Below are 25283 nucleotides of genomic sequence, written 5' to 3'. Positions count from 1 at the left end.
ATATTTTTTGGCAACTAGTCCTAACACGGTCAGCAAAGGTGGGAAGTTCGGCGATCTGAAGCGCCGTCTATGGTTCCTGCTTGGCGCTCTGGTTGTGTACCGGATCGGTTCGCACATCCCGGTGCCCGGAATCGATTCGCAGGTTCTTGGCGAGCTCTTCGGTCGGCAGCAGGGCGGCATCCTGGGCATGTTCAACATGTTCTCCGGTGGGGCCTTGTCGCGGTTCACGATTTTCGCGCTGGGGATCATGCCGTACATTTCGGCGTCGATCATCATGCAGTTGATGACACATGCTAGTCCGCAGCTGGAAGCCCTCAAGAAAGAGGGTGAGGCCGGGCGCCGAAAAATCACGCAATACACGCGCTACGGTACGGTTGCACTTGCCCTGTTTCAGGGGATCGGTATCGCCGTGGCGGTGGAGTCGCAGCCGGGCTTGGTGCTTGACCCGGGGATGATGTTTCGCTTCGTGACGGTGACCACACTGGTCACCGGGACGATGTTCCTGATGTGGCTTGGCGAGCAGATTACCGAGCGGGGTTTGGGGAACGGCATTTCGCTGATCATCTTTGCAGGTATTGCCGCGGGCTTGCCGAGTGCCATCGGAGGACTCCTCGAACTGGTGCGTACCGGCGCGATGCATCCACTGACGGCGTTGGTGATCTGTGTTTTGGTTGTCCTGGTCACCGCCTTTGTGGTTTTTGTCGAGCGCGGGCAGCGCAAGATTCTGGTTAACTATGCAAAGCGGCAGGTGGGCAACAAGGTTTATGGTGGTCAAAGCTCACATCTGCCGCTGAAATTGAACATGGCGGGAGTGATTCCGCCGATTTTTGCCTCGTCGATCATACTCTTTCCGGCGACCATCGCTGGCTGGTTTGGTTCCGGCGAGTCGGGGCGTTGGCTGAAGGATATCGCGGGCGCGCTGTCACCAGGGCAACCGATTTACGTGATGCTCTACGCAGCAGCGATTATCTTCTTCTGTTTTTTCTATACGGCGCTCGTCTTCAACTCCAGGGAGACAGCGGACAACCTGAAGAGGAGCGGTGCTTTCGTCCCAGGGATTCGTCCGGGCGATCAGACGGCGCGCTACATTGACAAGATACTGATGCGCCTGACCTTGGTTGGCGCCTGCTACATCACGATTGTTTGCTTGCTGCCGGAGTTCATGATTCTGAAGTGGAACGTACCTTTCTACTTCGGCGGTACTTCGCTGTTGATCATCGTTGTTGTGACGATGGATTTCATGACCCAGGTGCAGGCGTACACGATGTCGCACCAGTACGAGAGCCTGCTCAAGAAGGCTAACTTCAAAGGCTCCGGGTTACCGGCGAAATAGGATGGCAAAGGAAGACTTGATAGAAATGCAGGGCGAGGTCGTCGAGAACCTGCCCAACGCAACGTTCAGGGTGAAGCTTGAGAACGGCCACGTAGTTCTTGGTTTTATCTCCGGGAAAATGCGCATGCACTACATCCGGATACTGCCAGGGGACAAGGTGACCGTTCAACTGACACCCTATGACTTGAGCAGAGCGCGAATCGTCTTCCGCGCCAAGTGAAGAATCTCTACGCAACAATTCGGTTTCAGGCTGGCTGCGCCTGCTGCCGGAGAATCAGGAGTTAACAATGAAAGTGCTGGCCTCTGTGAAGCGCATCTGCCGGAAGTGCAAAATCATTCGGCGTCACGGCATTGTGCGTGTGATCTGTACGGATCCGCGTCACAAACAGCGTCAAGGTTGATCGCTGCGGCCTGAGTCATGGGTCGTCAGTCGGTTGAAGGTATAACTGTAAGTTTCGATTACTTGGGGTGAATCAATGGCCCGCATCGCAGGCGTAAACCTACCGAACCACCAGCACGCCGAGATTGCGCTTACCGCGATCTACGGTATTGGGCGTCCGCGCGCACAGAAGATTTGTGATGCTGCTGGTGTTTCACGTTCCACAAAGATGAAGGACATGACGGAAGCCGAACTGGAGCGTTTACGCGATCAGATCGGCAGATTTGCCGTCGAGGGCGATTTGCGCCGCGAAGTCACGATGAGCATCAAGCGCTTGATGGACCTCGGTTGCTACCGTGGCCTTCGTCATCGCAAGGGACTGCCGTCTCGCGGTCAGCGTACGAAGACCAACGCCCGTACCCGCAAAGGTCCGCGTAAGCCGATCGCCGGCAAGAAGTGATTAGTAAATAGGATCTGACTATGGCCAAGACCGCTGGAAAAGTTCGCAAGAAAGTCAAGGTAAAGAAGAACGTAGCTGAGGGCGTTGCCCATATTCATGCGTCGTTCAACAATACCATCATTACCATCACCGACCGTCAGGGTAACGCGCTGTCCTGGGCTACCTCCGGCGGTGCGGGTTTCAAGGGCTCGCGCAAGAGCACCCCGTTTGCGGCGCAGGTGGCTGCTGAAGCGGCGGGCAAGGTGGCTGTCGAATGTGGCGTCAAGAACCTCGAGGTGCGCATCAAGGGCCCTGGCCCCGGGCGTGAGTCATCGGTGCGCGCACTCAATGCACTGGGCATGAAGATCACGGCGATTACCGATGTCACGCCGATCCCGCACAACGGCTGCCGTCCGCCGAAGAAGCGTCGGATTTAAGGAGAAGATAGAGTGGCTCGCAACCTAGATCCGAAGTGCCGTCAGTGTCGCCGCGAAGGCGAGAAGCTGTTTCTGAAGGGTGAGAAGTGCTTTACCGACAAGTGCGCCATTGAGCGTCGCTCGTATGCGCCAGGGCAGCACGGCCAGAAGTCGGGGCAGCGTCTGTCCGACTACGGCGTACACCTGCGCGAGAAGCAGAAGATTCGCCGCATCTACGGGGTTCTCGAGGGACAGTTTCGCAAGGTGTACAAGGAAGCTGACCGGCGCAAGGGCGTGACCGGTGAGGTGCTCCTGCAGCTTCTCGAGGCTCGCCTGGATAGCGTCGTTCATCGCATGGGGTTCGCAGCATCGCGTTCAGAATCACGTCAGCTGGTCAGGCACAATGGCATGCTGGTGAACGGACGCCGGGTGAACATCCCCTCCTACCAGGTTCGTCCAGGCGACGTCGTCGAAGTCTGCGAGAAGGCGAAGGCCCAGTTGCGTGTCAAGGCGGCGCTTGCAGCAGCCGAATCGCGGGGTTTTCCGGAGTGGGTTGACGTGGACGCAAAGGCGCTGAAAGGCACCTACAAGGCGCATCCGGAGCGCAGCGAACTGCCGCCGACGATCAACGAGAGTCTGGTCATCGAACTTTACTCGAAGTAGTAGTGGCTAGGCTTGACGGCATCAGGCAAAGGACAGTACATGCAAAGCAGTGGACTATTTAAACCGCGCATCATCGATGTGCAGAGCTTGTCGCCGGTGCATGCGCGGGTGGTCATGGAGCCGTTTGAACGCGGTTACGGGCATACTCTGGGCAATGCGCTGCGGCGGATTCTGCTCTCGTCGATGCCGGGCTACGCGCTGACCGAGGTGAGTATTGATGGGGTTCTCCACGAGTACTCGTCGATCGACGGCGTTCAGGAGGATGTTGTCGATATCCTGCTCAACCTCAAGGGCGTGGTCTTCAAGTTGCACAATCGTGAAGAGGTAGTCCTTCGTCTGGGCAAGGAAGGCAAGGGCGTCGTTCGAGCAGCGGATATCGAGGTTTCTCACGACGTCGAGATCATCAATCCGGAACACGTGATTGCGCACCTCTCAGCCGGTGGCAAGCTGGCCATGGAAATGAAAGTGGAGAGGTCGCTGGGCTACCTGGCGGGTAACCTTCGCGACCTTGGCGAGAGTGGAAAGAGCATCGGAAAGCTGGTTCTCGACGCCTCGTTCAGCCCGGTCCGTCGGGTCAGCTATACGGTCGAGAGTGCTCGTGTCGAGCAACGTACCGATCTCGACAAGCTGATCATGGAGATTGAGACCAACGGAGCCATTGAACCGGAAGAGGCGATCCGCACCGCGGCTCGAATTCTGATGGAACAACTGTCCGTGTTCGCCGATCTTGCTGGAACGGCTTTGCCCGTCGAGTATCAGAAGACGGTGCAGGTCGATCCGCTGCTGCTGCGCCCGGTGGACGATCTTGAGCTGACTGTGCGTTCGGCGAATTGTCTGAAAGCAGAAAATATCTACTACATTGGCGATCTGATTCAGCGGACCGAGAACGAACTGCTCAAAACGCCTAATCTCGGGCGCAAGTCGCTTAACGAAATCAAGGAAGTGTTGGCCGCACGTGGCCTGACGCTGGGCATGAAGCTTGAGAACTGGCCGCCGGCCGGGCTCGAGAAATAAGTCGCCGGACAAGAACAGGAAGGAATTGATATGCGTCACCGTTTGGGTCTTCGCAAACTGAATCGTACCAGCGCCCATCGTCTGGCGATGTTGCGCAACATTACCGTATCGCTGCTGCGTGAAGAGGTGATCAGGACGACGCTGCCCAAGGCGAAGGAACTTCGCCGGGTGGTCGAGCCGATCATCACGCTTGGCAAAAAGCCAAGCCTTGCCAACCGGCGCCTGGCGTTCGATCGCCTGCGTGACCGCGACATGGTGGTCAAGGTGTTCGATGAGCTCGGACCGCGTTTCGCGACGCGCAATGGTGGCTATCTACGGATCCTGAAGTGTGGGTTCCGTGTCGGCGACAACGCGCCGATGGCTCTGGTCGAATTGCTGGACCGGCCGGAAACCGAGGCGGCTGCGGTGGTTGCCGAGTAGAGTTTGGGACACGCGGGCCGGCGGCATGCCAGCCGCAGGCAAAAAAAGCCAGGCCTTGCGGCCTGGTTTTTTTTGCCTGCTTGAGCGCGATGCGAAACGTGTGTGGTCGTCGGCCGATCGCCGTGGGAGGGCCCGCCCGGCCACTACCGCTGAGCTACGCCGCTGTTGGCGCCGTCTCCTCCTGCTGCTGCAGTTCCCACATCTGCGCGTAGAGGCCTCCTGCCTGTAGCAGTTGCGGGTGTGATCCACGCTCGACGATACGTCCAGCGTCCATTACCAGGATCTGGTCAGCATTCATGATGGTGGACAGGCGGTGAGCGATGACGAGGGTGGTTCGCCCGCGGGCCGCGTTGTCGAGGCTGGCCTGTATCGCTTTCTCGGTTTTTGAGTCGAGAGCCGAGGTGGCTTCATCGAAAATCAACACGGGCGGGTTCTTGAGCAGTGCGCGGGCGATCGCCACGCGCTGTTTCTCGCCCCCGGAGAGTTTGAGGCCCCGTTCGCCGACGCGCGTTGAATAGCCCTCGGGGAGCTGTTCGACGAAACGCGCGAGTTGCGCGGCTGCAGCTGCGGCCAACACCTCGTCGTGGCTGGCGTCCGGGCGGCCATACTGGATGTTGTAGTAGATGGTGTCGTTGAAGAGCACGGTATCTTGCGGAACAATGCCGATCGCGGCGCGCAGACTGGCCTGCGTAAGCTGTCGCAAATCGCTGCCGTTGATCCGGATGTGACCGCCACTGACGTCGTAGAAGCGGTACAGGAGGCGCGCCAGGGTGGATTTTCCGGAGCCGGACTCGCCGACCACGGCAAGGGTTCCGCCGGCAGGAATATTGAAATCGACGCCATGCAGAATCTGGCGGTTCGCCTCATAGAAGAAGTCTACTGCGCCGAAATCGACCTGCACAGGACCGGGCGGCAGGACCCTGGCAGCAGGTGCGTCGGCGATTTCGCGGTTGACTTCGAGCAGACCGAACATACGTTCGATGTCGGTCAGCGATTGTCGGATTTCCCGGTACACGACACCAAGGAAGTTGAGCGGCATGTAGAGCTGAATCAGGAAGGCGTTGACCAGCACCAGGTCGCCGATGGTCATCGTGCCGTCGACGACGCCGGCGGCGGCTCGCCACATCATCGCCGTCACCCCGAGGGCGATACTGACCTGCTGACCAAGGTTCAGCCAGGACAGGGAGATGCGGCTTTTCGTCGCGGCGTCTTCCCAGTCACGCAGCTGCTGGTCGTATCGGTGCGCTTCAAATTCCTCGTTGTTGAAATACTTGACCGTCTCGTAGTTGATCAGGCTATCGATGGCGCGCGTATTGGCGGCCGAGTCGGTTTCATTGACTTTGCGGCGGATGGCGATGCGCCAGTTGCTCACCTTTACCGTGAACAACACGTAGGCGCTCAGTGAAGCGAGGGTGATGAGGACGAAGACGCTGTCGTAGCGAGCAAACAGGATGGCCAGGACAAGGCCGATTTCGACCAGCGTCGGGAGGATCGAATACAGCGTGTAGCTGATCAGATTGGAGATCGATCGGCTGCCACGTTCGATATCGCGCGACACCCCTCCGGTTTCGCGATGCAGGTGGAAGCGCAGCGACAGCTCATGCAGGTGGCGAAAGACTTCCAGCGCAATGCGCCGAACGGCGCGTTGGGTGACGCGCGCGAAGAGGATTTCGCGCAATTCTGTAAACAGGGTGCTGGAAAAACGCAGCGCGCCGTAGAGGGCGAGGAGCAGGGCCGGCAGAACCAGAGCCTGCTGCTCGCTGCTCAGCGCATCGATCATGTCCTTGAAAACCAGGGGTACGGCGACGTTGGCCACTTTGGCGCTGAAGAGGCAGGAAAGCGCCAGGAGGACACGCCATTTGTACTGCCACAGATACGGAACGAGCTTGTTCAGTGTCAGCCATAGATGCGTGTCGGCAGGCGGTGGCCGATCGAGGGCTGCATTGGAAGTGGCGGAACGGCGCATGTGAGTGATGACGTATGGTGGTTGGCCAGCGCTGCAGTATGCCTGCTGTTGCCGCCGAGGGTCTCGAGGCCGGCACAGAAAGGTGGAAAAAAGCCTTGCATTCGCCAGCAGCTCACCCTACCATTAAAACGAACGTTTGAACGAGGCCTTAGTCCTCAGGCTCTGTCGGCAATTTTGCCAATCCTGCTCCTCCCGGTTCGTCGAAGCACTCAAGCCTGAACACTTTGGGGCCTGCGATCTCATGTCCGACCAGAAGACCAATCACGATACTCGCGAACGCATCCTGGATGTGGCCGAGCGGCTGTTCATGGAGCATGGCTATGAAGGGACGTCGATGCGCGTGATCACCACCCGCGCTGACGTCAACCTGGCGGCCGTCAACTACCATTTCGGCTCCAAGGAGGCGCTGCTGCGCGAGGTTTTCCGCCGCCGGCTCAGCTGGCTGAATCGGGAGCGCCTGTACGCGCTCGACGCGCTCGAGGCAGAGGCCGCTGGCGCGCCGCTGAAACCCTCGCAGATCCTCGAAGCCTTTTTTGGCACGCTGTTGCGCATTGGTGAGCACCCATCGCTTGGCGGAATGACTTTCCTGCGCCTGCTTGGCCGCACCCTGACCGAGCCGGCGGAGTTCATCCGCACCTTCTTTGCCAGCGAATACGCGGAAGTGATCGACCGCTACAAACAGGCTTTGTACAACGCCTTGCCGGACGTCCCGAAAGCCGAGATCGTCTGGCGGCTGCATTTCATGCTGGGCGCCATGTCCTACGCCATCGCCGGTACGGATGTGCTGCGGGTGGTCACCGGCTGCGAGTTGGGCGACCTGGCCGGCGAGGGGGCGGCTGACACCGTCGACGACGCCACGCTGGCCAGACGCCTCGCCCAGCGCTTGATGCCTTTTCTGCTCGGCGGCCTGCGCGCTCCACTGCCGTCGGGCCCGGACTCCTCGACAGCTTCACCCGTGCCGCCCAGCGAAGGTGACCGGGACCCTCGGACCGCAAATCATTTACAGGAGAAACAGCCATGATCACCACGATCATCATGCTGCTCATCGGCGTCACTCTGGTGAGCATTACCGTACTGGTCAGCGTTCGTCCCTGGCGACAAGCGTTGATCAGCCGTCGTGTCTTCGCCACCTACAAGCGCATTCTGCCGCAGATGTCGGACACCGAGCGCGACGCACTGGAGGCCGGCACGGTGTGGTGGGACGGGGAACTGTTCCGTGGCGATCCCGACTGGAACAAGCTGCTGGCTTATCCCGTGCCGGAACTCAGCCCTGCCGAGCAGTCCTTCATGGACAATGAAGTTGAGCACGCCTGCGCGCTGGTCGATGACTGGAAGGTGACCAGCGAAGACTTCGACATGTCACCGGAAGCGTGGCAATACATCAAGGACAAGGGCTTTCTCGGGATGATCATCCCGAAGCAATACGGTGGCCTGGAGTTCTCTGCCTTCGCACATTCGCAGGTAGTCACCAAGCTGTCGACGCGTTGCTCGGCCTTGTCGGTGTCGGTGATGGTGCCCAACTCGCTTGGCCCCGCCGAGCTGCTGCTGCATTACGGTACCGATGTGCAGAAAAATCACTTCCTGCCGCGGCTGGCCAAGGGCCTCGAAGTACCGGCTTTCGCCTTGACCAGCCCTTGGGCCGGCTCCGACGCCGGCTCGATCCCCGACGTCGGCATCGTTTGCAAGGGCGTCTGGAAAGGCCAGGAAGTGCTCGGGATGCGCGTCACCTGGGACAAGCGCTACATCACGCTGGGCCCGGTATGCACCCTCCTTGGTCTGGCCTTTCACCTCTATGACCCCGATGCTCTGCTCGGCGACAAGAAGCACATCGGTATCACCTGCGCGCTGGTGCCGCGCGATACGCCGGGTGCCGACATCGGTCGCCGCCACGTGCCGTTGAATGCCATGTTCATGAACGGCCCGACGCGTGGCAAGGACGTGTTCATGCCTCTCGACTACGTGATCGGTGGCCCGGCGATGGTCGGCCACGGCTGGCGGATGCTCATGGAGTGTCTGGCCGCGGGGCGCTCGATCTCGCTGCCGTCGTCGAATGCCGGCATGGCGCAACTGACCGCCCGTACGGTTGGCGGGTACGCGCGCGTCCGCAGCCAGTTCAAGATGGCCATCGGACGCTTCGAGGGCGTCGAAGAGCCGCTCACCCGTATCGGTGCCTATACCTACATGATGGACGCCGTGCGCAAGATGACCGCCGGCGCCATCGATCTCGGCGAGAGGCCGTCGGTAGTTTCGGCGATCGCCAAATATCACGTCACCGAGCGCGCTCGCCAGGTGGTCAATGACGGCATGGATATCGTTGGCGGCAAGGGAATCTGTCTCGGCCCGTCGAACTTCATCGGCCGTGCCTATCAGCAGCTGCCGATTGGCATCACCGTCGAAGGCGCCAACATCCTGACACGCAGCATGATCCTCTTCGGTCAGGGCGCCATCCGTTGCCATCCCTACGTGCTGAAGGAGATGAAGGCGGCCTACAACCCGGATACCGAGCAGGGCCTGCTTGACTTCGACGAGGCCTTTTTTGGTCACGCCGGGTACACGCTCAAGCACGCTTTCGGTGCGCTGGCGAAGGGCTTGACCGGCTCGCATTTCGTCTCGGTACCGGCCAATGTGGCGCCGGAGACAAGGCGCTACTACCAGCAACTGACGCGCTTCTCGTCGGCTTTCGCTTTCCTCGCCGACATCTCGATGCTCGTCCTCGGTGGCGAACTGAAGCGGCGGGAAAAGCTTTCGGCGCGGCTGGGTGACATCCTGTCGATGCTCTATCTGTGCTCCGCAACGCTCAAGCGTTACGAGTCGGAAGGGCGTCAGCAGGCCGACGCTCCGCTGATGCACTGGGCGATGTGGGACACCATGTACAAGGCGCAGATGGCTTTCGACGGCGTGATCGCCAATTTCCCCGTGCGCTGGATCGGCAGCATGCTCTATCGCATCGTTTTTCCGCTCGGCCATCCCTACGACGTGCCGTCGGACCGCATCGGCCACCAGGTGGCCAAGCTGATGATCGAGCCGTCTGCGGCGCGTGACCGGCTGACCGCGGAAACCTATCTGCCGAAAGTTGCGAGCGAACCCGTCGGCGCCGTCGAACTGGCGCTGCTGGCGACCATCGAGGCGGAGCCGATCGAGGCCAGGATTCGGGCAGCCGAAAAAGCCGGCGCGCTCGCCGACAACCCGGACGCCAACGTCCGCGATCTGGCGCACGCGGCTTTCGCTGCCGGTATCGTCACCGCCGCCGAATACGCGGTGCTCAAGCGGCGCAACGAGTTGCGTGACATCGTCATCCGCGTCGACGATTTTCCGCACCATCTCGGCCAGTCGCGGCAAGAGGCGGTTATCCACAAAGCCGCTGCATAGGGCGGATCAAGGGCACCGCTGTCGCCTAGCGGTGGCGAGCTTCAGGAAAGGAGACGAAATGGAATTCCAGCCGGTGTATGTCGTCGATGGTGCGCGGACGCCGTTTCTCAAGGGGCGCAATGCGCCGGGGCCGTTCTCGGCCAGCGACCTGGCGGTGCAGGCCGGGCGAGGGCTACTGATCCGTCAGCGCTTTGCACCGACCGACCTCGACGAAGTGATCCTCGGCTGCGCCAGCCCTTCCCCGGACGAGGTAAATATCGGCCGCGTCGTTGCTCTGCGCCTGGGTTGCGGCCACAAGGTGCCGGGCTGGACGGTGATGCGCAACTGTGCCAGCGGCATGCAGGCGCTCGATTCGGCGATCGGCAATATCCAGAACGGACGCTCGCAGCTGGTCCTCGCCGGTGGCGTCGATGCCCTGTCGCATGCGCCGCTGCTGTATTCGCAAGCGATGGTACGCTGGTTCGCGCAGATGATGCAGGCAAAGACCGTCGGCCAGAGGGCCGGCGTCCTGGCCAGGCTGCGCCCGGGACAACTTTTCTCGCCGGTGATTGGTCTGCTGAAAGGCCTGACCGATCCGAACATCGGCTTGCTGATGGGGCAGACGGCCGAGAACCTCGCCTGGCGTTTTGCCATTTCGCGCCAGCAGATGGATCAGTTCAGCGTTGGCAGTCACCAGCGTGCCGTCGCCGCACGTGCGGGTGGACGTCTCGGCGAGATCGTCCCGCTGGTCGATGCCCAAGGCCGGGTCTATGGCGACGACGACGGTGTGCGTGCCGATTCGAACGTCGCCGGTCTGAGCCGGCTCAAGCCATTCTTCGATCGGCGCTATGGGCGCGTCACGCCGGGTAACAGCTCGCAGATCTCCGATGGTGCCGCCTGGCTGATCCTCGCTTCGCAGGCTGCCGTCGAGCGGTGGCAGCTCGAGCCGCTCGGGCGCATCACCGACAGTCAATGGGCGGGTCTCGATCCGGCGCAGATGGGCCTGGGTCCGGTACATGCGGCAACGCCGATCCTGCAGCGGCACGGACTGGCGCTCGACGACATCGATCTCTGGGAAATCAACGAAGCGTTCGCCGCGCAGGTGCTGGCCTGTCTCGCTGCCTGGGAGTCGGACGAGTACTGCGGTGAACAGCTTGGCCTGGCGCAAGCCCTTGGCTCTCTGCCGCGGGGTCGCCTCAACGTCGATGGCGGCGCGGTGGCCGTCGGTCATCCGGTTGGCGCTTCCGGCGCGCGCATCGTCCTGCACCTGCTGCATGCCTTGCGCCAGGCCAGGGTCAGGCGCGGCATCGCGGCGATCTGTATTGGCGGTGGGCAGGGCGGGGCAATGCTGGTCGACACCGTTGCCTGACGGTGACCAGCAGCAAAGAGGAGAAGAATGCATGAACGGGAATGACAACAGCGATCGGAACTGGCTGTTCGAGGTGGACGCCGATGGCCTGGCCTGGGCGACGCTGGACAAGGCGGGCGAGTCGACCAATTCACTGTCCAGCGCGGTCATGGACGAACTGGCGCTGCTGCTCGATCGACTCGACAGCAGTCCGCCAAGGGGGCTCATTTTCCGCTCCGGGAAGGCGGCCGGTTTCATCGCCGGTGCCGACATCCAGGAGTTCACGCAGCTCGACACGCCTGCAAAAGGCATTGCGCTGGTCGAGCGCGGCTGGCAGTTGTTCAATCGTCTGGCGACGGTCGGCTATCCGACGCTGGCGCTGGTGCGCGGTCATTGCCTGGGCGGCGGCCTCGAACTGGCGCTGGCCTGCCGCTACCTGCTGGTGGTCGACGAACCGGCGACACGACTTGGCCTGCCGGAGGTGATGCTGGGCATCGTTCCGGGCTGGGGTGGAATGTTGCGCCTGCCCGAACGAATCGGTCCGCAGGCCGCTCTGGACATGATGCTCACCGGCAAGTCTCTCGACGCCAGGCGCGCCAAGCGCCTTGGTCTCGCCGACGAGTGCGTGCCGGCGCGCGTGATGGAGAACGCCGCGGCGCTGCTGGTGCTCTCTGATCAGCCCCGCCGCCGTCCACCCTTGTTGCAACGGCTGCTCAACGGACCCTTGCGCCCGCTGGTCGCCCGCGGGGCAAGAAAGCAGGTGGGCAAACGCGCGCGGATCGAGCATTACCCAGCGCCGTACGCCATCATCGACATCTGGGAAAAGCACCACGGCAATGCGCTGGCCGCTCCGCAACTGATCGACAGCATTGTCCGTTCGCCGACCGCCCGCAATCTGGTGCGCGTCTTCTTCCTGCAGGAGCGGCTCAAGGGTTTCGGAAAAGCGAGTGCGCACCAGGCTAGGCGGGTGCACGTCGTTGGTGCCGGCGTGATGGGGGGCGACATCGCCGCCTGGTGCGCGCTGCGTGGGTTGACGGTGACCCTGGAGGATCAGGGAATGGAGCGCATTGCTCCAGCCTTGCAACGCGCCTACGCCGCTTACGCGAAGCGGATCAGGGATCCGCACGAGCTGCGCAACGCCATGGATCGCCTCATTCCCGACCCCGAAGGGCATGGCGCACGGAGTGCCGATGTGGTGATCGAGGCCATCTTCGAAAATCTCGACGCCAAGCGCGCCTTGCTCGAGCGGCTAGACGCGGTGATCAAGCCCGACGCGGTGCTGGCGACCAATACCTCCAGCCTGAGGATCGAGGACCTGAACAGCGGCATAAGCCAGCCGGGACGCCTGATTGGCATTCACTTCTTCAATCCGGTGGCCAGGATGCCGCTGGTCGAAGTCGTTGCCGCCGCCGGGGCCGACGCCGAAACGCTGGCGCGTGGCAGTGCTTTCGTCCGGCAGATCGATCGCTTGCCGTTGCCGGTCAGGAGCGCACCAGGATTTCTGGTCAATGCCGTTCTTGGACCCTATATGCTCGAGGCGATGCGCGCCGTCGACGAGGGGCTGGCGCCGGAGACCGTCGACGAGGCGATGCTCGCCTTCGGCATGCCGATGGGGCCGATCGAGCTGGTCGATATGGTCGGCCTCGACGTCGCCATGGCCGCCGGCAAGAGCCTGGCTGGCGGTGCCGCCGAGGCACCGCGCTGCCTGCGCGAGCGCTTCGACGCCGGTCAGCTCGGCAAGAAGACTGGCCGGGGTTTCTATGATTACGCGCAAGGAAAAGCGGCCAAGGGCGTGGCCGGTACGGTGCCTGCCGGTCTTGCCGAGCGGCTCGTCGCGCCCTTGATTGCACGAACGCAGGAGCTGGTCGGCGACGGCATCGTCGCCGACGCCGATCTGGCTGACGCCGGCGTCATCTTCGGTACCGGTTTCGCGCCGTTTACCGGTGGGCCGCTGAATTACTTGAAAAGCGCGAAGGGCTGACACCATTTTCCTCTTGGCGGACAGGCAGGCGATTCTGCGGAGGATGCCGATAGCTGCCGATATGGGAGGGGCGATTCCCGCACTGCTCAAGGCGCGCCGCCGGCCTGCGACGGTCGCCGTGAATTCTTTTCCTTGCCACCACAGCGGCTGCCGGTCGGCGACTTGGTGAGCGTCTTTTCCGAAATGGTCGAAACCGAAGCAGCCTTACCGAAGCACTGCTCGTCTGTGTTGCAATTAAGCAACATGGAGGCGGCCGAACGCCGTCAAACATCGCGTAGTTCGAGATTTTTCTGGCCGTTGGTCTTAGCATGTGCTTGTAGATGGGCATTTAGCTGTGGCGAAAAAGCGACGCTTAGATCACATTCAAGGGGGAAGACAAAATGGCACGGCAGATTTCGATGAAGGTGCTTCCGGCACTGCTTCTGGTGGCGTTTTCGGGTGCCGCGAGCGCCTCTGGTTTTCAGTTGCTCGAGGCGGGCAGTGGCCTTGGCAATGCCTACGCGGGTTCTGCGGCCAAGTCCAGCGACGCCAGCACGATTTTCTGGAATCCGGCGGGTATGACGCAGCTGCAGGCGCGCGAAGTTTCCGGCGGTTTGACGGCCGTGCGGCCAAGCTTCAAGTTCAACGACAAAGGTTCCACGGTTGGCGTATTCAGCGCGGGTGGGGCGGCAGGTGCGGGTGATGGCGGCGATGCGGGCGGCTGGGCCTTCATTCCCAACGGCTATCTTTCCTGGGCGGTAAACAAGGACCTCTATATAGGGGTGGGCCTGAGCGGGCCTTTCGGCAATGCCACCCAGTACGACAAGTTCTGGCGGGGCAGCGCCCAGTCCGACGAGTTCGATATCAAAACGATCAACATCAACCCGTCGATCGCCTATCGGGTCAACGAAAAGGTGTCGCTGGGTGCCGGCTTCAGCTGGCAGAAGATAGAAGCCGAGTACTATCGGCAGGTAGCGGTTACACCGGGTCGGGCGGGGGTGGAAAGCCACATGAGCCTCAGTGACGATGCCTGGGGCTGGAACATCGGCGTTTTGTTCACCCTCTCACCGTCAACCAAGGTCGGGCTCTCGTATCGTTCGGCGATTCAGTACCATACCGACGGGAAGGTCAAGCTCAGTGGTGACGGCACGACGCTGGGCAACACGACGGCAAACACCCTGATTAACTTCGGCGGGGCGAGCGACGTTGAAGCGGACCTCAAGGTACCGGACACCTTCATTCTGAGCGTCTCGCAGCAGCTGAGCGACCGCTGGGAGATGTTGGGCGATGTGTCCTGGACCGGCTGGAGTTCGATTCAGGATGTCGACATCATGCGCACCTCGGGAGTTCTCTCGGGCAGCGCAGCGCAGATTCTGCACGCCGATTTCCAGAACACTTATCGGGTAGCACTGGGCGCCAACTACAAGTACACGGACGCGATAAAGTTCATGTTCGGAATTGCCTACGACCAGACTCCGGTCAAGAGTGCGAGCACGCGGCTGACGTCCCTGCCCGACAACGATCGCACCTGGTTCACTGTCGGAACGCAATGGAAGCCCGCCAAGGAGCAGACTCTCGAAGTGGGTGCGGCCTACCTGTACATCCCGAATACGAAGATCAACCAGAACGAGACTGCGCAAGGGCGTGGTACGGTTATCGGCAACTACGATTCCAGCGTCTGGATTCTCGGTGCGCAGTACTCCATGGCGTTCTGATCAGGCGGCACAGCGCACACGAAAACCCCGGTCTCCGGGGTTTTTTTTCGCATGCTCGCCACGCTCAATGCGGGTGGCGTGAAGGCTTGGCGCCCGTGTTCCTGTTGACGAAGGCCATTGGCCAGGTATAATTCAAACGTTCGTTTGATGACTTTTTTGTGCATTAGCGCGGCGGGGCTTTCCCGACGGGCGTCGATAAACAGACAGGAACAGGAGGACATCTTGAGCAACTTCATCGTACGCAAGGCCGCCGTACTCGGGGCGGGGGTGATGGGCGCGCAGATCGCCGCGCATCTGGCCAACGCCGAAGTGCCGGTGCTGCTTTTCGACCTGCCCGCCAGGGAAGGCGACACCAACGGAATCGTCAACCGCGCCATCGACGCACTGCGCAAGCTCGAGCCGTCGCCGCTGGCCAGCAAGGACCGCGTTGCCTACATCGACGCCGCCAACTACGCGCAGCACCTTGAACAACTGCGCGACTGCGACCTGATCATCGAAGCGATCGCCGAGAAGAGCGAGTGGAAAGACGATCTCTATCGCCAGATCGCGCCCTTCGTCTCCCCCGGCGCGATCATTGCTTCGAATACCTCGGGTCTGTCGATCAACCGCCTGTCCGACGCGCTGCCCGAGGCCTTGCGCTCGCGTTTCTGCGGCATCCATTTCTTCAATCCGCCGCGCTACATGCATCTGGTCGAACTGATCGCCACCGAGACCACCTACCCGGCGCTGCTCGACAATCTCGAATCGTGGCTGGTCTCGCGTCTCGGCAAGGGAATCGTGCGCGCGCGCGATACGCCGAACTTCGTCGCCAATCGTGTCGGCGTCTTCTCGATCCTGGCGGTGATGCATCACACCGAGCGCCTGGGGCTCGGTTTCGACGTCGTCGATGCGCTCACCGGTCCGCTCATTGGCCGTCCGAAGAGCGCCACCTACCGCACCGCCGACGTCGTCGGACTCGACACGCTGGCACACGTCATCAAGACCATGCAGGACACCTTGCCCGACGACCCCTGGCACGGCCATTACGCGGTACCGGCATGGCTGGCAGCACTGATCGGCAAGGGTGCGCTTGGCCAGAAGACGCGTTGCGGAATCTTCCGCAAGGACGGGCGGGCGATCAAGGTGCTCGATCTTGCGGCGCAGGATTATCGAGAAAGCGGCGCCGAAATCGACCCGCAGGTTCTGGCGATCCTCAAGAATCGCGATCCGGCCGCGAAATTCGCGCAACTGCGCGCCAGCACGCATCCGCAGGCCCGCTTCCTGTGGGCCATTTTTCGCGACATCTTTCATTACGCCGCTTTCCACCTCGCCGAAATTGCCGATAACGCCCGCGATCTCGATTTCGCGATGCGTTGGGGCTTTGGCTGGGCGCAGGGACCCTTCGAAAGCTGGCAGGCAGCCGGCTGGAAGGCGATTGCCGAAGCGGTCAAGGCCGACGTCGACGCCGGCCACGCGATGAGTTCGGCAGCGCTGCCGGCGTGGGTCTTTGGCCAGGTCGCCGAAAAGGGCCCGCACACGCCACAGGGCTCTTACTCGGCGAGTGCCGACGCCTATCACGCGCGTTCGCCGCTGCCCGTCTATCAGCGGCAGATTTTTCCCGAGCGGATCTTGAGCGAAGAGGCGGTGAGCGGCGCGACGGTCTGGGAGAACGACGGTGTTCGTCTGTGGACGCTGCCGAAGGTCGACGACGGCATCGCCATCGTCAGCGTCAAGACCAGGAACCACACGCTCGGACGCGAGGTGATCGTTGGCTTGCAGGAAGCCGTGGCTCGTGCCGAAGCCGATTATAGTGCCCTGGTGCTCTGGCACGAGGCGCCGTTTGCCTTCGGTGCCAACCTCAAGGAGGTCGCCGAAGCGATCGCCGCGGGTCAGTTCGATCTGCTCGAAAAATACGTCGCCGAGTTTCAGAACACGTCGATGGCCCTGAAGTACGCCAAGGTGCCAGTGATTGCCGCGGTCCAGGGCATGGCGCTCGGTGGTGGCTGCGAGTTTCTGATGCACGCTGCGAAGCGAGTGATTGCGCTGGAAAGCTACATCGGTCTGGTCGAAGCCGGCGTCGGTCTGATCCCGGCCGGCGGTGGCTGCAAGGAGTTCGCCATTCGCGCCGCGCAGCATGCGGCAAGAACCGCCGGCAACGACCCCTTCGAGTTCCTCCAGCCGGTCTTCATGACCATCGCCATGGCGACGGTGTCGAAGAGCGGCGCCCAGGCCAGGGAGCTCGGCTTCGCCGTCGATGCGGACAAGATCGTCTTCAACGCCAACGAACTGCTTTACGTCGCCCTGCGCGAGGCACGCGGACTTGCCGAGGCCGGCTATTACCCGCGTTTGTCGCCGCGTCAGATCAAGGTTGCCGGGCGCACCGGAATTGCCAACTGCGAAATGATGCTGGTCAACATGAAGGAAGGCGGCATGATCTCGGCACACGACTACGCCGTCGCCAAAGCAGCAGCCACGGCGCTCTGCGGTGGCGACGTCGAGACCGGATCTCTGGTCGACGAGCAATGGCTGCTGAGTGTCGAGCGCCAGCTCTTCGTCGCGCTGCTGAAGAACGAGAAGACGCAGCAGCGCATCCAGCACATGCTGGCCACCGGCAAAGCGCTACGCAACTGACCCACCGAGCAAGCAAGGAGAACAGATCATGAGCAAACAGATTCAGGACGCTTACATCGTCGCCGCCACGCGTTTGCCGGTCGGCCGACGCAAGGGCATGCTCGGGCACGTTCGGCCCGACGACATGCTGGCGCACGCCATCGCCTCGGTGCTGGCGCAGGCGCCGGAAATCGACCCGGTGCTGGTCGAAGACGTGATCGTCGGCTGTGCGATGCCCGAGGCCGAACAGGGGATGAACGTCGCCCGTATCGGCCTGTTGCTGGCCGGCATGCCGAATACCGTTCCCGGGGTGACCGTGAACCGCTTCTGCGCTTCCGGCGTGCAGGCGGTGGCCATGGCTGCCGATCGCATTCGTCTCGGCGAAGCCGAGGTGATGGTCGCGGCGGGGACCGAAACGATGTCGCTGATGAACCAGATGATGGGCAACAAGGTCGCCCTCAACCCGGCGATCTTCGCCAAGGACGAGAACTACTCGATCGCCTTCGGGATGGGGCTCACCGCCGAAAGAGTCGCTGCGCAGTGGCAGGTTTCGCGTGAAGACCAGGACGCCTTCGCCGTCGCCTCGCACCGGAAAGCCTGCGCGGCAATCGCTGCCGGGCATTTCAAGGCCGAGATTTCTCCGTACGCGGTCACTGCCCGGCAGCCGAATCTGCGCACCGGCGAAGTGCAACTCATGGAGTATCTGGCCGAGAACGACGAAGGCCCGCGTTCGGACAGCAGCGTCGAGCGGCTCGCCCGCTTGCGGCCGGTGTTCGCCGCGCGCGGCTCGGTCACCGCCGGCAACAGTTCGCAGATGTCCGACGGCGCGGCGGCCGTTCTCGTCGTTTCGGAAAAAATCCTCAACGAGTTCAATCTGCAGCCGTTGGCGCGTTTCGCCGGCTTTGCCGTGGCTGGCGTGGCCCCCGAGATCATGGGCATCGGTCCCGTCGAAGCGATTCCGCGGGTGCTCAAACAGGCCGGAATCCGCCAGGACGCGGTGGACTGGTTCGAGCTCAACGAAGCCTTCGCCGCCCAGGCGCTGGCCGTGATACGTACGCTCGACCTCGATCCGGCGAAAGTCAACCCGCTCGGCGGGGCGATTGCCCTTGGCCACCCGCTGGGAGCGACGGGCGCCGTCAGAACCGCGACGCTGCTGCATGGGCTGCGACGCACCCGGCAGCGTTACGGCATGGTGACCATGTGTATCGGCACCGGAATGGGTGCCGCCGGGCTGTTCGAGTCCATCCAGTAAATCTCCGCTAGAACCTGCTGCAAGTTGGTTTGCAGGCCTCGCCCGCCGGGCGAGGTTTTTTTTTCAGGGCGTTCGCAGCGCGGGTCGCGGTCGCGCTCGTCGTCCGTACGCTTCACCGGTCGCTTGCTTCAGTTCTCATCAGGCACGCCAGGGGGCAAGAAGACGATTGGCGCCACGCAGGTGTCTGGCATAATCGTCGCAGGGCAGGTGGCGGCACAGGGGTCGACGCGGCGAAGCGAGCGATGACCGGCAGTTTCCGGGATAATGTCTGGCAAACACAGTCACTAGGGCGGGCAATGGATTTCGAGCTACTGGGCGGTCTGGGCTGGCGCGAAGGCTTGATTCTGGTCATCGTCCTCCTCTTGTCTTACATCGTCGTCATCTTTCTGCGCATGCGCCGCCTGCAGAACGAGCTCAAGGTTTCTATGCCGTCACCGTCGCTTGCCCAGTCGGCAGTAGCTGCGTACACCGGCATTCAGGAAGCGGACGTGGCCGCGGCAGTGACGCCAGAGCCAGGCCCAGCAGAGGTCGAGGCCAAAGCCACCGATTCCGGCGTTGGCGCAGAATCGCCCGGCGCGCGGGAGCCGGCCGCGCCTGTTGCCGCCGACGAGCTTGACTTCGCGTGGAACGAGCCTCCGGCGGAGATTCTCGGGCAGGCCCAGATCGACACGCTGCAGGAAGACGTCTATCAGCTGCGCTGCGAGGTCGATGACCTGCGCCAGGATCTGCTGGCCGCCCGTGAAGACTTCCGGCGCCAGTTGGCGCAGGTCTCGCGCTTCGCGGAGTTGGCGGGCCAGGACGCTTCGCCGCTGTACAATGATGCCATGCAGATGGCGGCTCAGGGGCAGGACGCGGCGACGATCGCCGAGAAATGCGGCATTGCTCGTGCCGAGGCGGATCTGGTCGTGGCCTTGGTGCGCAATCGCAACGATGGAAGCTGAGAGAGGAGAAGGGGTGGCAGATGGCGGCTCGACACGAGACTAAGGCCAAGGCCGGGGCGAGCCGCGCTGAAGTTGCGCCGGCCGCTGGCACGGCTCAGCCAGCTGGCGAGGCGCGCGCCGATCTCAAGCGTCAACTGCTCTGGCGAATGGGACTCGCCGGTCTGATGATTCTGGCGCTCCTGGGCGTGCTGGCGTTGTTCGATTATGCCAACGCGCCGGATGATTCGCTGGTTACAGGGCAGCCGTATACCGAACCGGTACCGGTCCGGAAGAAAGATCCGGTGCTGCCGCTGACGCCGGCTGAAACACCGCTCGACGCGCCGCCTGTAACCACCGAGTCCGCCACCACTGAAGTGAGCAGCGAAGTCGCCAGCGAAGTCGACAGCGAAGCCGGTAGCGAAAGCGCTGCCAGGAAAACGGCTGGCGCCAGCGTGCAGACGCGACCGCTGTCGAAGGCAGGTGCCACCGCTGGCGAAAAGCCCAGCGCCCTTTCGGCGCCTCCTCCCCCTCCCCCTCCGCGTGTCGCCGCGACGCCGGCCCTGCCGCCCGCTGTCAAGAAGCCAGGCGATGGCACGGCAAGCGCTGCCGCGCCGCCGCCTCCGGTGGTCGAAGCGCCTGCTCCTGTTGCAGTGCGGCTGGTGTCGGGCTACATCGTCGAGTCCGGGCTGTTCTCCGATCTGGCTCTCGCCGAAGAGTGGCAGACGCGGCTGGCGCAGGAAGGGATTCCCGCGACGGTCGAGGCGCGTTTGCAGATTGGCCCGTTCAAGAGTCGCGCCGAGGCCGAGGCGGCGCGCCGGAAACTCGGCAAGCTGGGCATCGATGTGCCCAGTACAGTGCATCGGATCGGCAAACCCTAGGCCGCTTCAGTCGCTCGTCGCCGACAGTTGTTGCTGCACGCGGCGGGAAAAAACGCGCATCTCCCGGGCCGCCTGGACGTCGCCTTTTTCTTCGGCAACGACAATTCCCTGTGCATAGGCGGCGAGGGCTTCCTGTGGGTGAGCGCCTGCGCTGAGTGCCTTGCCGAGCAGCTTCCAGGCGGCGGAGTAGGTCGCGTCACGTTCGACCGCCTCACGCAAGCGCCGGGCGGCCTGTTCGAAATCGCCGGTCTTTAGGTGCTCGTTGCCCAGCGAATAGCGGAGCAGGGCGCCGTCGCGCGGACCGTCGAGCAGTTTTTCGAGATTGGCGATGATTGCAGTGCTCATTTACACTCTCCTGTTTCAACCGGATCCATTGTAGAGGACACCACCATGGCAAGAACGATCATCTCGACCAGCGCCGCGCCAGCGGCGATTGGCACCTACTCGCAAGCGGTAAGAGTGGGCGATACGGTCTACCTCTCCGGTCAGATCGGACTCGACCCGGTAAGCATGGACGTCGTCGACGGGATTGACGCGCAGATCGTGCGCGTTTTCGACAACCTCAAGGCGGTTGCCGAGGCGTCGGGCGGTTCACTGGCCGACGTCGTCAAGCTGAACGTCTATCTCACCGATCTTGCCCACTTCGCGAAAGTCAATGAGGTGATGAAAGGCTTCTTCTCGGAGCCGTTTCCGGCACGCGCTGCGGTCGGCGTCGCGGCCTTGCCACGCAACGGTCTGGTCGAGGCCGACGCGGTGCTGGTCCTCGGCGGCTGATGCCGGCGGCGGACGAGATCGACGCGCCGCCCGCGATCAGGAGCCGCCTGCACAAGCTGGGCCTCGAGCGGCGCGAAGACCTCGTTCTGCACCTGCCTTTGCGCTACGAGGACGAGACATCCGTCGTCGCTGTTGCCGAGGCGCCGCTGGGTGTTCCGTTGCAGGTCGAGGTGCTGATTGTCGACGTGGTGGTCAGCGTCGCGTCGCGTCGCCAACTGCTGGTCACAGTCAGTGACGTCAGCGATGAGCACGGTGACGAAAGAAGCCTTCTTCGCCTGCGCTTTCTGAGCTTCTACGGCAGCCAGCAAAGAGCGTTCGAGAACGCGCGCCAGAAGCGGCTGCCGCTGCGCGCCTTCGGCGAGATTCGCGACGGTTTTCTCGGTCTCGAAATGGTCCATCCACGCTATCGCATCCTCAGCACAGCGAGCACCGACGAAGCGCTGCCGCAGTCACTGACCCCGGTTTATCCGACCACAGCCGGCCTGGGGCAAGGGACGCTGCGCCAGCTTGTCGCGCGCGCCTTGCGCGACGTCGACCTTGGCGAGTTGCTTGACGCCGGCTGGTGCGCGGCGCACCGCCTGCCTGCCCTGTCGGCGGCGGTGCACTTGCTGCATTCGCCGCCGTCCGAGCTCGCCGCTGCCGTGCTGCAGGGCCGTAGCCATCCGGCCTGGCGACGGATCAAATTCGACGAGCTGCTCGCCCAGCAGCTGTCGCTGCGCCGCGCCTACCTGGCCCGCCGGCGCAAGGGGGCGCCGCTGCTGCTCGCTGCCGGCCGGCTGGCCAAGGCCCTCGTTTCGGCACTGCCCTTTGCGCTGACCAGTGCGCAACGACGCGTTGCCGCCGAGATCTGCGCCGACCTCGAACAGCCGTTTCCGATGCAGCGCCTGCTGCAGGGCGACGTTGGCTGCGGCAAGACGATTGTCGCCGCGCTGGCGATTTGCCAGACCATCGAGGCCGGTTATCAGGTTGCCTTCATGGCCCCGACCGAAATTCTTGCCGAACAGCACAGCCTCAAACTGCGCGCCTGGCTCGAACCACTTGGCGTCGAGGTCGTGTGCCTGTCGGGTCGTCTCGGGGCGAAGACCAGGCGAGCGCTGCGGCAGCAGGCGGCGACGAGCGCGCAACTGGTCATCGGGACGCACGCGCTGATTCAGGAAGGCCTGGATTTTGCCCGTCTCGGCCTGGCGATCATCGATGAACAACACCGTTTCGGCGTCGTGCAGCGACTCGACCTGCGGCGCAAAGGGGGCAATCCGCACCAGCTGATGATGTCGGCGACGCCGATTCCGCGCACGCTGGCGATGAGCTATTACGCCGATCTCGATGTGTCGCTGATCGACGAAACACCGGCTGGCCGCTCACCGGTGCGTACGCGGCTGTTCTCGGACGCGCGCCGCGCGGAAGTCACTGCCGCTGTGCGGGCAGTCGTCGCCGACGGGCGCCAGGCTTACTGGGTCTGCCCCCTGATCGAGGAGTCGGCGAAGCTGCAACTGCAGGCGGCACTCGACACGTATACGGCTTTGGTCGGCGAGCTGGCCGGTCTGCGCATCGGTCTGGTGCACGGTCGCCTTGGCGGCGCCGAGAAAGCGGCCGTGATGGCGGCATTCGTCGCCGGCGAGATCGACGTGCTGGTGGCGACGACGGTCATCGAAGTTGGCGTCGACGTTGCCAACGCCAGTTTGATGGTCATCGAGCACGCCGAGCGCTTCGGGCTTGCGCAGCTGCATCAGTTGCGCGGACGTGTCGGGCGCGGCGCGCATGCGTCGGTTTGCGTGCTGCTCTATCAGCAGCCATTGTCGGCAGCCGCGCGCGCACGCCTGAAGATCATCTTCGAGCACAGCGACGGTTTCGAGATTGCCCGTCAGGACCTTCGTTTGCGCGGCCCCGGGGAGTTCGTCGGCAGCCGCCAGTCGGGTGTGCCACTGCTCCGTTATGCCGACCTCGAAGTCGACGCCGACCTCGTCGAACTGGCGCAGGAGATGGCGGCGCAACTGCTGCGCGACGATCCCGAGCGCGCCGCGCGCCACCTCCGGCGCTGGCTGGGAAATCGCGAGGAATTGCTGAAAGCCTGACGCTGACAGCGGGCGTCCGCGGCCTGCCTGTCTCCCTGGCGCCGGCTGTCCTCATATCGTCAGGCGACACGAAAATAGGCCACTGTCTCGCGCAATTGGTTGGCCAGGCCGTTGAGTGCGTTGGCCGCTTCGGCATTGCTGAGCATCGTGGCGTTGGTCTCCTCGGTCATCGAAGCGATGTTCTGCACGTGCCCGGCGATGTCGTTGGCCACCGTCGCCTGTTCACGGGTCGCGGCCGCCACCTGCTGTACTCGTTCGCTCGACTCGTGGGCCTGGCTGTGGATCGATTCGAGCATATCGCTGGCTTCGCGTGCCTTGTCGAGGCTTCGCTTGACCTGCGGAGCGGCTTCACCCATGGCGCCGACTGCCAGGTCGGTGTCGGCCTGCACGCTGACCACCATGGTGCTGATCTGATTGGTTGCCTTGCTGGTTCGTTCGGCGAGCTTGCGCACCTCGTCGGCGACGACGGCGAAGCCGCGCCCCTGCTCGCCGGCGCGGGCGGCTTCGATGGCCGCATTCAGTGCCAGCAGGTTGGTCTGCTCGGCGATCTCCCTGATCACCTCGGCAATACCGCCAATATCCCGTGAACGCGTCGCCAGCAGGCGGATCTGCTCGGACGAGCGGGCGACGATTTCGGCGACTTTCTCGATTTCGGCGGCCGAGCTGCTGACCAGTGCACGCCCCTGTTCAGCGCAGCTCGCAGCGGCTTGAGAGTTCTCTCCGGTCAGCTGAGCGTTCTGGGCCACCTCGTTGATGCTCACCGTCAGTTCCTCGATCGAAGCAGCCGTTGCCGACGTCGAGTTGGCCTGCGCCTCGGCCGCGTGGCGCGTTTCGTCGGTCGCTACCGAAATTTCGCTGGCGCTACTGGCCAGAGAACTGGACAACTGGCCGATCTCGGCGATGATGCCACGCAGGCGGTTCTGCATCTGCGCGATCGAATGCATCAGGCTGCCGTCGACCAGTCTCTCGGCATTTATTTCCTGGCCGAGGTCGCCGCCGGCGATGCGCAGCGCGATCGCCGACGCGTCGGCAGGTTCGCCGCCCAATTGGCGCAGCACGCCGCGCCCGATCCAGATCGATACGCCGGCGAGAACGGTAATGACCAGCGCGATGATAATCAGGGCGTTGATCGCTTCGCGCTGGAACGTCTGGTCAACGTCCTCGAGATAGATACCCGTGCCGATTACCCAGCCCCACGGCTTGAACTGGGCGGAATAGCTCAGTTTGGGGACCGCTTTGTCGCTGCCCGGTTTGGCGAACGAATAGGCGACGATGCCGCCTTGCTCCTTGCCCAGTGCGATGCTCACCAGCTCCTGGATGAACAGCTTGCCGCTCGGGTCGCGCAAGTCGGCGGCACTCTTGCCTTCCAGCGCTGCCTTCGCCGCGTGCATCACAAAGTGGTGCTGGCTGTCCAGGACGAAGAAATACTCGCCATTCTCGTAGCGCATCTGGCGCACCGTTTCGAGCGCCTGCTTTTTCGCCACGTCCTCGCTCAGCGCGCCGCTCTTGGCCAGATCGTGAAAGCGGCTGACGACCCCGGTGGCCACCTCGACGAGGGCGTGGATCTTGTCCTTGCGATCGTCGAGCATGCTCCGGCGCAGCTCATTGAGTGAGTACAGGCCGAGCGCGGCAAGGCCGAGCACGGCCGCGACCAATACGACGACAAAGCGCGTCCTGATGCTCCATCCGCCCACTTCCATTTGCGTTCTCCCGGGGAATTTTCCGTCAATGCGGCTTGTATGTAGTGGACGCCTGCCAGCAGCCGGTCGGCTGTTTCAGCCTCTTCCAGGCCTGCGT

The 25283-nt window shown here is 62.8% G+C and carries 22 protein-coding genes; 19 read left to right on the top strand and 3 right to left on the bottom strand.

The features are described 5' to 3' along the window. Positions 1 to 7: 7 nt before the first annotated feature. The 8 genes from secY to rplQ all read left to right on the top strand — a co-directional run bounded on the left by secY (position 8) and on the right by rplQ (position 4664). Complete coding sequence (secY, locus tag QZ634_RS08910) at positions 8 to 1333, top strand: preprotein translocase subunit SecY (protein ID WP_291987340.1); 1326 nt, start codon at positions 8 to 10, stop codon at positions 1331 to 1333. A 1-nt stretch (position 1334) separates the two neighbouring features. Then, positions 1335 to 1553 (top strand): translation initiation factor IF-1, encoded by a 219-nt coding sequence (gene infA, locus QZ634_RS08905; RefSeq protein WP_018055416.1) that lies wholly within the window; start codon positions 1335 to 1337, stop codon positions 1551 to 1553. 67 nt (positions 1554 to 1620) lie between these two features. Continuing rightward, a complete protein-coding gene (gene rpmJ / locus QZ634_RS08900; protein WP_291902329.1) occupies positions 1621 to 1734 on the top strand; it encodes a 50S ribosomal protein L36 in 114 nt (37 codons plus the stop codon). A 75-nt stretch (positions 1735 to 1809) separates the two neighbouring features. Further along, the gene (gene rpsM / locus QZ634_RS08895) at positions 1810 to 2172 is read left to right on the top strand and encodes a 30S ribosomal protein S13 (protein WP_042335088.1); all 363 of its coding nucleotides are present in this window, start codon (positions 1810 to 1812) and stop codon (positions 2170 to 2172) included. A gap of 20 nt (positions 2173 to 2192) precedes the next feature. Further along, positions 2193 to 2588, top strand: coding sequence for a 30S ribosomal protein S11 (gene rpsK, locus QZ634_RS08890; protein WP_043563774.1), 396 nt, complete (start codon positions 2193 to 2195; stop codon positions 2586 to 2588). 12 nt (positions 2589 to 2600) lie between these two features. Then, on the top strand, positions 2601 to 3230 hold the full coding sequence (rpsD, locus tag QZ634_RS08885) for a 30S ribosomal protein S4 (RefSeq protein WP_291987337.1): 630 nt from the start codon (positions 2601 to 2603) through the stop codon (positions 3228 to 3230). A 39-nt stretch (positions 3231 to 3269) separates the two neighbouring features. Further along, the gene (rpoA, locus tag QZ634_RS08880; RefSeq protein ID WP_291981444.1) at positions 3270 to 4244 is read left to right on the top strand and encodes a DNA-directed RNA polymerase subunit alpha; all 975 of its coding nucleotides are present in this window, start codon (positions 3270 to 3272) and stop codon (positions 4242 to 4244) included. A 30-nt stretch (positions 4245 to 4274) separates the two neighbouring features. Beyond that, positions 4275 to 4664: a 50S ribosomal protein L17 gene (gene rplQ, locus QZ634_RS08875; protein WP_291987335.1), complete on the top strand. Its 390-nt coding sequence runs from the start codon at positions 4275 to 4277 to the stop codon at positions 4662 to 4664. Between the two features lie 154 nt (positions 4665 to 4818). Here rplQ and QZ634_RS08870 read toward each other — a convergent pair whose 3' ends face one another. After that, on the bottom strand, positions 4819 to 6630 hold the full coding sequence (locus QZ634_RS08870) for an ABC transporter ATP-binding protein/permease (RefSeq protein ID WP_291987333.1): 1812 nt from the start codon (positions 6628 to 6630) through the stop codon (positions 4819 to 4821). 241 nt (positions 6631 to 6871) lie between these two features. Between QZ634_RS08870 and QZ634_RS08865 the strand changes: the two genes are divergently transcribed. The 9 genes from QZ634_RS08865 to QZ634_RS08825 all read left to right on the top strand — a co-directional run bounded on the left by QZ634_RS08865 (position 6872) and on the right by QZ634_RS08825 (position 20640). Further along, positions 6872 to 7651 carry a TetR/AcrR family transcriptional regulator gene (locus QZ634_RS08865; protein WP_291987331.1) on the top strand — a complete coding sequence of 260 codons (780 nt, stop codon included), beginning with the start codon at positions 6872 to 6874 and terminating at the stop codon, positions 7649 to 7651. Then, complete coding sequence (locus QZ634_RS08860) at positions 7648 to 9999, top strand: acyl-CoA dehydrogenase (protein ID WP_291987329.1); 2352 nt, start codon at positions 7648 to 7650, stop codon at positions 9997 to 9999. Before QZ634_RS08865 ends, QZ634_RS08860 begins: the two co-directional genes overlap by 4 nt. 58 nt (positions 10000 to 10057) lie before the next feature. After that, entirely contained in the window at positions 10058 to 11347 is a 1290-nt protein-coding gene (locus QZ634_RS08855; protein WP_291987327.1) for an acetyl-CoA C-acetyltransferase, read from the top strand. Between the two features lie 31 nt (positions 11348 to 11378). After that, positions 11379 to 13307, top strand: coding sequence for a 3-hydroxyacyl-CoA dehydrogenase NAD-binding domain-containing protein (locus QZ634_RS08850; protein ID WP_291987325.1), 1929 nt, complete (start codon positions 11379 to 11381; stop codon positions 13305 to 13307). 380 nt (positions 13308 to 13687) lie between these two features. Further along, complete coding sequence (locus QZ634_RS08845; protein ID WP_291987323.1) at positions 13688 to 15001, top strand: outer membrane protein transport protein; 1314 nt, start codon at positions 13688 to 13690, stop codon at positions 14999 to 15001. Between the two features lie 222 nt (positions 15002 to 15223). Further along, positions 15224 to 17611, top strand: coding sequence for a 3-hydroxyacyl-CoA dehydrogenase/enoyl-CoA hydratase family protein (locus QZ634_RS08840; protein WP_291987321.1), 2388 nt, complete (start codon positions 15224 to 15226; stop codon positions 17609 to 17611). Between the two features lie 28 nt (positions 17612 to 17639). Next, entirely contained in the window at positions 17640 to 18842 is a 1203-nt protein-coding gene (locus QZ634_RS08835) for an acetyl-CoA C-acyltransferase (protein WP_291987319.1), read from the top strand. A gap of 242 nt (positions 18843 to 19084) precedes the next feature. After that, positions 19085 to 19783, top strand: coding sequence for a DUF2802 domain-containing protein (locus tag QZ634_RS08830; RefSeq protein ID WP_291987317.1), 699 nt, complete (start codon positions 19085 to 19087; stop codon positions 19781 to 19783). A 20-nt stretch (positions 19784 to 19803) separates the two neighbouring features. Further along, a complete protein-coding gene (locus tag QZ634_RS08825) occupies positions 19804 to 20640 on the top strand; it encodes an SPOR domain-containing protein (RefSeq protein WP_291987315.1) in 837 nt (278 codons plus the stop codon). A gap of 6 nt (positions 20641 to 20646) precedes the next feature. On the opposite strand, the gene QZ634_RS08820 is transcribed toward QZ634_RS08825, so the two are convergent. Continuing rightward, positions 20647 to 20985, bottom strand: a complete 339-nt coding sequence (locus QZ634_RS08820) for a tetratricopeptide repeat protein (RefSeq protein ID WP_043563746.1) — start codon at positions 20983 to 20985, stop codon at positions 20647 to 20649. Positions 20986 to 21030: 45 nt separating this feature from the next. Here QZ634_RS08820 and QZ634_RS08815 point away from each other — a divergent pair, with 45 nt between their 5' ends. Beyond that, positions 21031 to 21414, top strand: a complete 384-nt coding sequence (locus QZ634_RS08815; RefSeq protein ID WP_291987312.1) for a RidA family protein — start codon at positions 21031 to 21033, stop codon at positions 21412 to 21414. After that, positions 21414 to 23486, top strand: a complete 2073-nt coding sequence (gene recG / locus QZ634_RS08810; protein ID WP_291987310.1) for an ATP-dependent DNA helicase RecG — start codon at positions 21414 to 21416, stop codon at positions 23484 to 23486. Before QZ634_RS08815 ends, recG begins: the two co-directional genes overlap by 1 nt. Positions 23487 to 23545: 59 nt before the next feature. Here recG and QZ634_RS08805 read toward each other — a convergent pair whose 3' ends face one another. Next, positions 23546 to 25186 carry a methyl-accepting chemotaxis protein gene (locus tag QZ634_RS08805; protein WP_291987308.1) on the bottom strand — a complete coding sequence of 547 codons (1641 nt, stop codon included), beginning with the start codon at positions 25184 to 25186 and terminating at the stop codon, positions 23546 to 23548. Between the last annotated feature and the right edge of the window lie 97 nt (positions 25187 to 25283).

Source organism: Candidatus Accumulibacter sp. ACC007 (genome assembly GCF_907163205.1).
Taxonomy (GTDB): Bacteria; Pseudomonadota; Gammaproteobacteria; order Burkholderiales; family Rhodocyclaceae; genus Accumulibacter; species Accumulibacter regalis.
The sequence above is the reverse complement of the archived record's forward strand: the minus strand, read 5'-3'. Positions and strand labels throughout refer to the sequence as shown.

Excerpts from the sequence above, each read along its gene's own strand:
- infA (WP_018055416.1), top strand. The coding sequence starts at position 1,335 with ATGGCAAAGGAAGACTTGATAGAAATGCAGGGCGAGGTCGTCGAGAAC.
- rpmJ (WP_291902329.1), top strand. The coding sequence starts at position 1,621 with ATGAAAGTGCTGGCCTCTGTGAAGCGCATCTGCCGGAAGTGCAAAATC.
- rpsM (WP_042335088.1), top strand. The coding sequence starts at position 1,810 with ATGGCCCGCATCGCAGGCGTAAACCTACCGAACCACCAGCACGCCGAG.
- rpsK (WP_043563774.1), top strand. The coding sequence starts at position 2,193 with ATGGCCAAGACCGCTGGAAAAGTTCGCAAGAAAGTCAAGGTAAAGAAG.
- rpoA (WP_291981444.1), top strand. The coding sequence starts at position 3,270 with ATGCAAAGCAGTGGACTATTTAAACCGCGCATCATCGATGTGCAGAGC.
- rplQ (WP_291987335.1), top strand. The coding sequence starts at position 4,275 with ATGCGTCACCGTTTGGGTCTTCGCAAACTGAATCGTACCAGCGCCCAT.
- QZ634_RS08870 (WP_291987333.1), bottom strand. The coding sequence starts at position 6,630 with ATGCGCCGTTCCGCCACTTCCAATGCAGCCCTCGATCGGCCACCGCCT.
- QZ634_RS08865 (WP_291987331.1), top strand. The coding sequence starts at position 6,872 with ATGTCCGACCAGAAGACCAATCACGATACTCGCGAACGCATCCTGGAT.
- QZ634_RS08860 (WP_291987329.1), top strand. The coding sequence starts at position 7,648 with ATGATCACCACGATCATCATGCTGCTCATCGGCGTCACTCTGGTGAGC.
- QZ634_RS08855 (WP_291987327.1), top strand. The coding sequence starts at position 10,058 with ATGGAATTCCAGCCGGTGTATGTCGTCGATGGTGCGCGGACGCCGTTT.
- QZ634_RS08850 (WP_291987325.1), top strand. The coding sequence starts at position 11,379 with ATGAACGGGAATGACAACAGCGATCGGAACTGGCTGTTCGAGGTGGAC.
- QZ634_RS08845 (WP_291987323.1), top strand. The coding sequence starts at position 13,688 with ATGGCACGGCAGATTTCGATGAAGGTGCTTCCGGCACTGCTTCTGGTG.
- QZ634_RS08835 (WP_291987319.1), top strand. The coding sequence starts at position 17,640 with ATGAGCAAACAGATTCAGGACGCTTACATCGTCGCCGCCACGCGTTTG.
- QZ634_RS08830 (WP_291987317.1), top strand. The coding sequence starts at position 19,085 with ATGACCGGCAGTTTCCGGGATAATGTCTGGCAAACACAGTCACTAGGG.
- QZ634_RS08825 (WP_291987315.1), top strand. The coding sequence starts at position 19,804 with ATGGCGGCTCGACACGAGACTAAGGCCAAGGCCGGGGCGAGCCGCGCT.
- QZ634_RS08820 (WP_043563746.1), bottom strand. The coding sequence starts at position 20,985 with ATGAGCACTGCAATCATCGCCAATCTCGAAAAACTGCTCGACGGTCCG.
- QZ634_RS08815 (WP_291987312.1), top strand. The coding sequence starts at position 21,031 with ATGGCAAGAACGATCATCTCGACCAGCGCCGCGCCAGCGGCGATTGGC.
- recG (WP_291987310.1), top strand. The coding sequence starts at position 21,414 with ATGCCGGCGGCGGACGAGATCGACGCGCCGCCCGCGATCAGGAGCCGC.
- QZ634_RS08805 (WP_291987308.1), bottom strand. The coding sequence starts at position 25,186 with ATGGAAGTGGGCGGATGGAGCATCAGGACGCGCTTTGTCGTCGTATTG.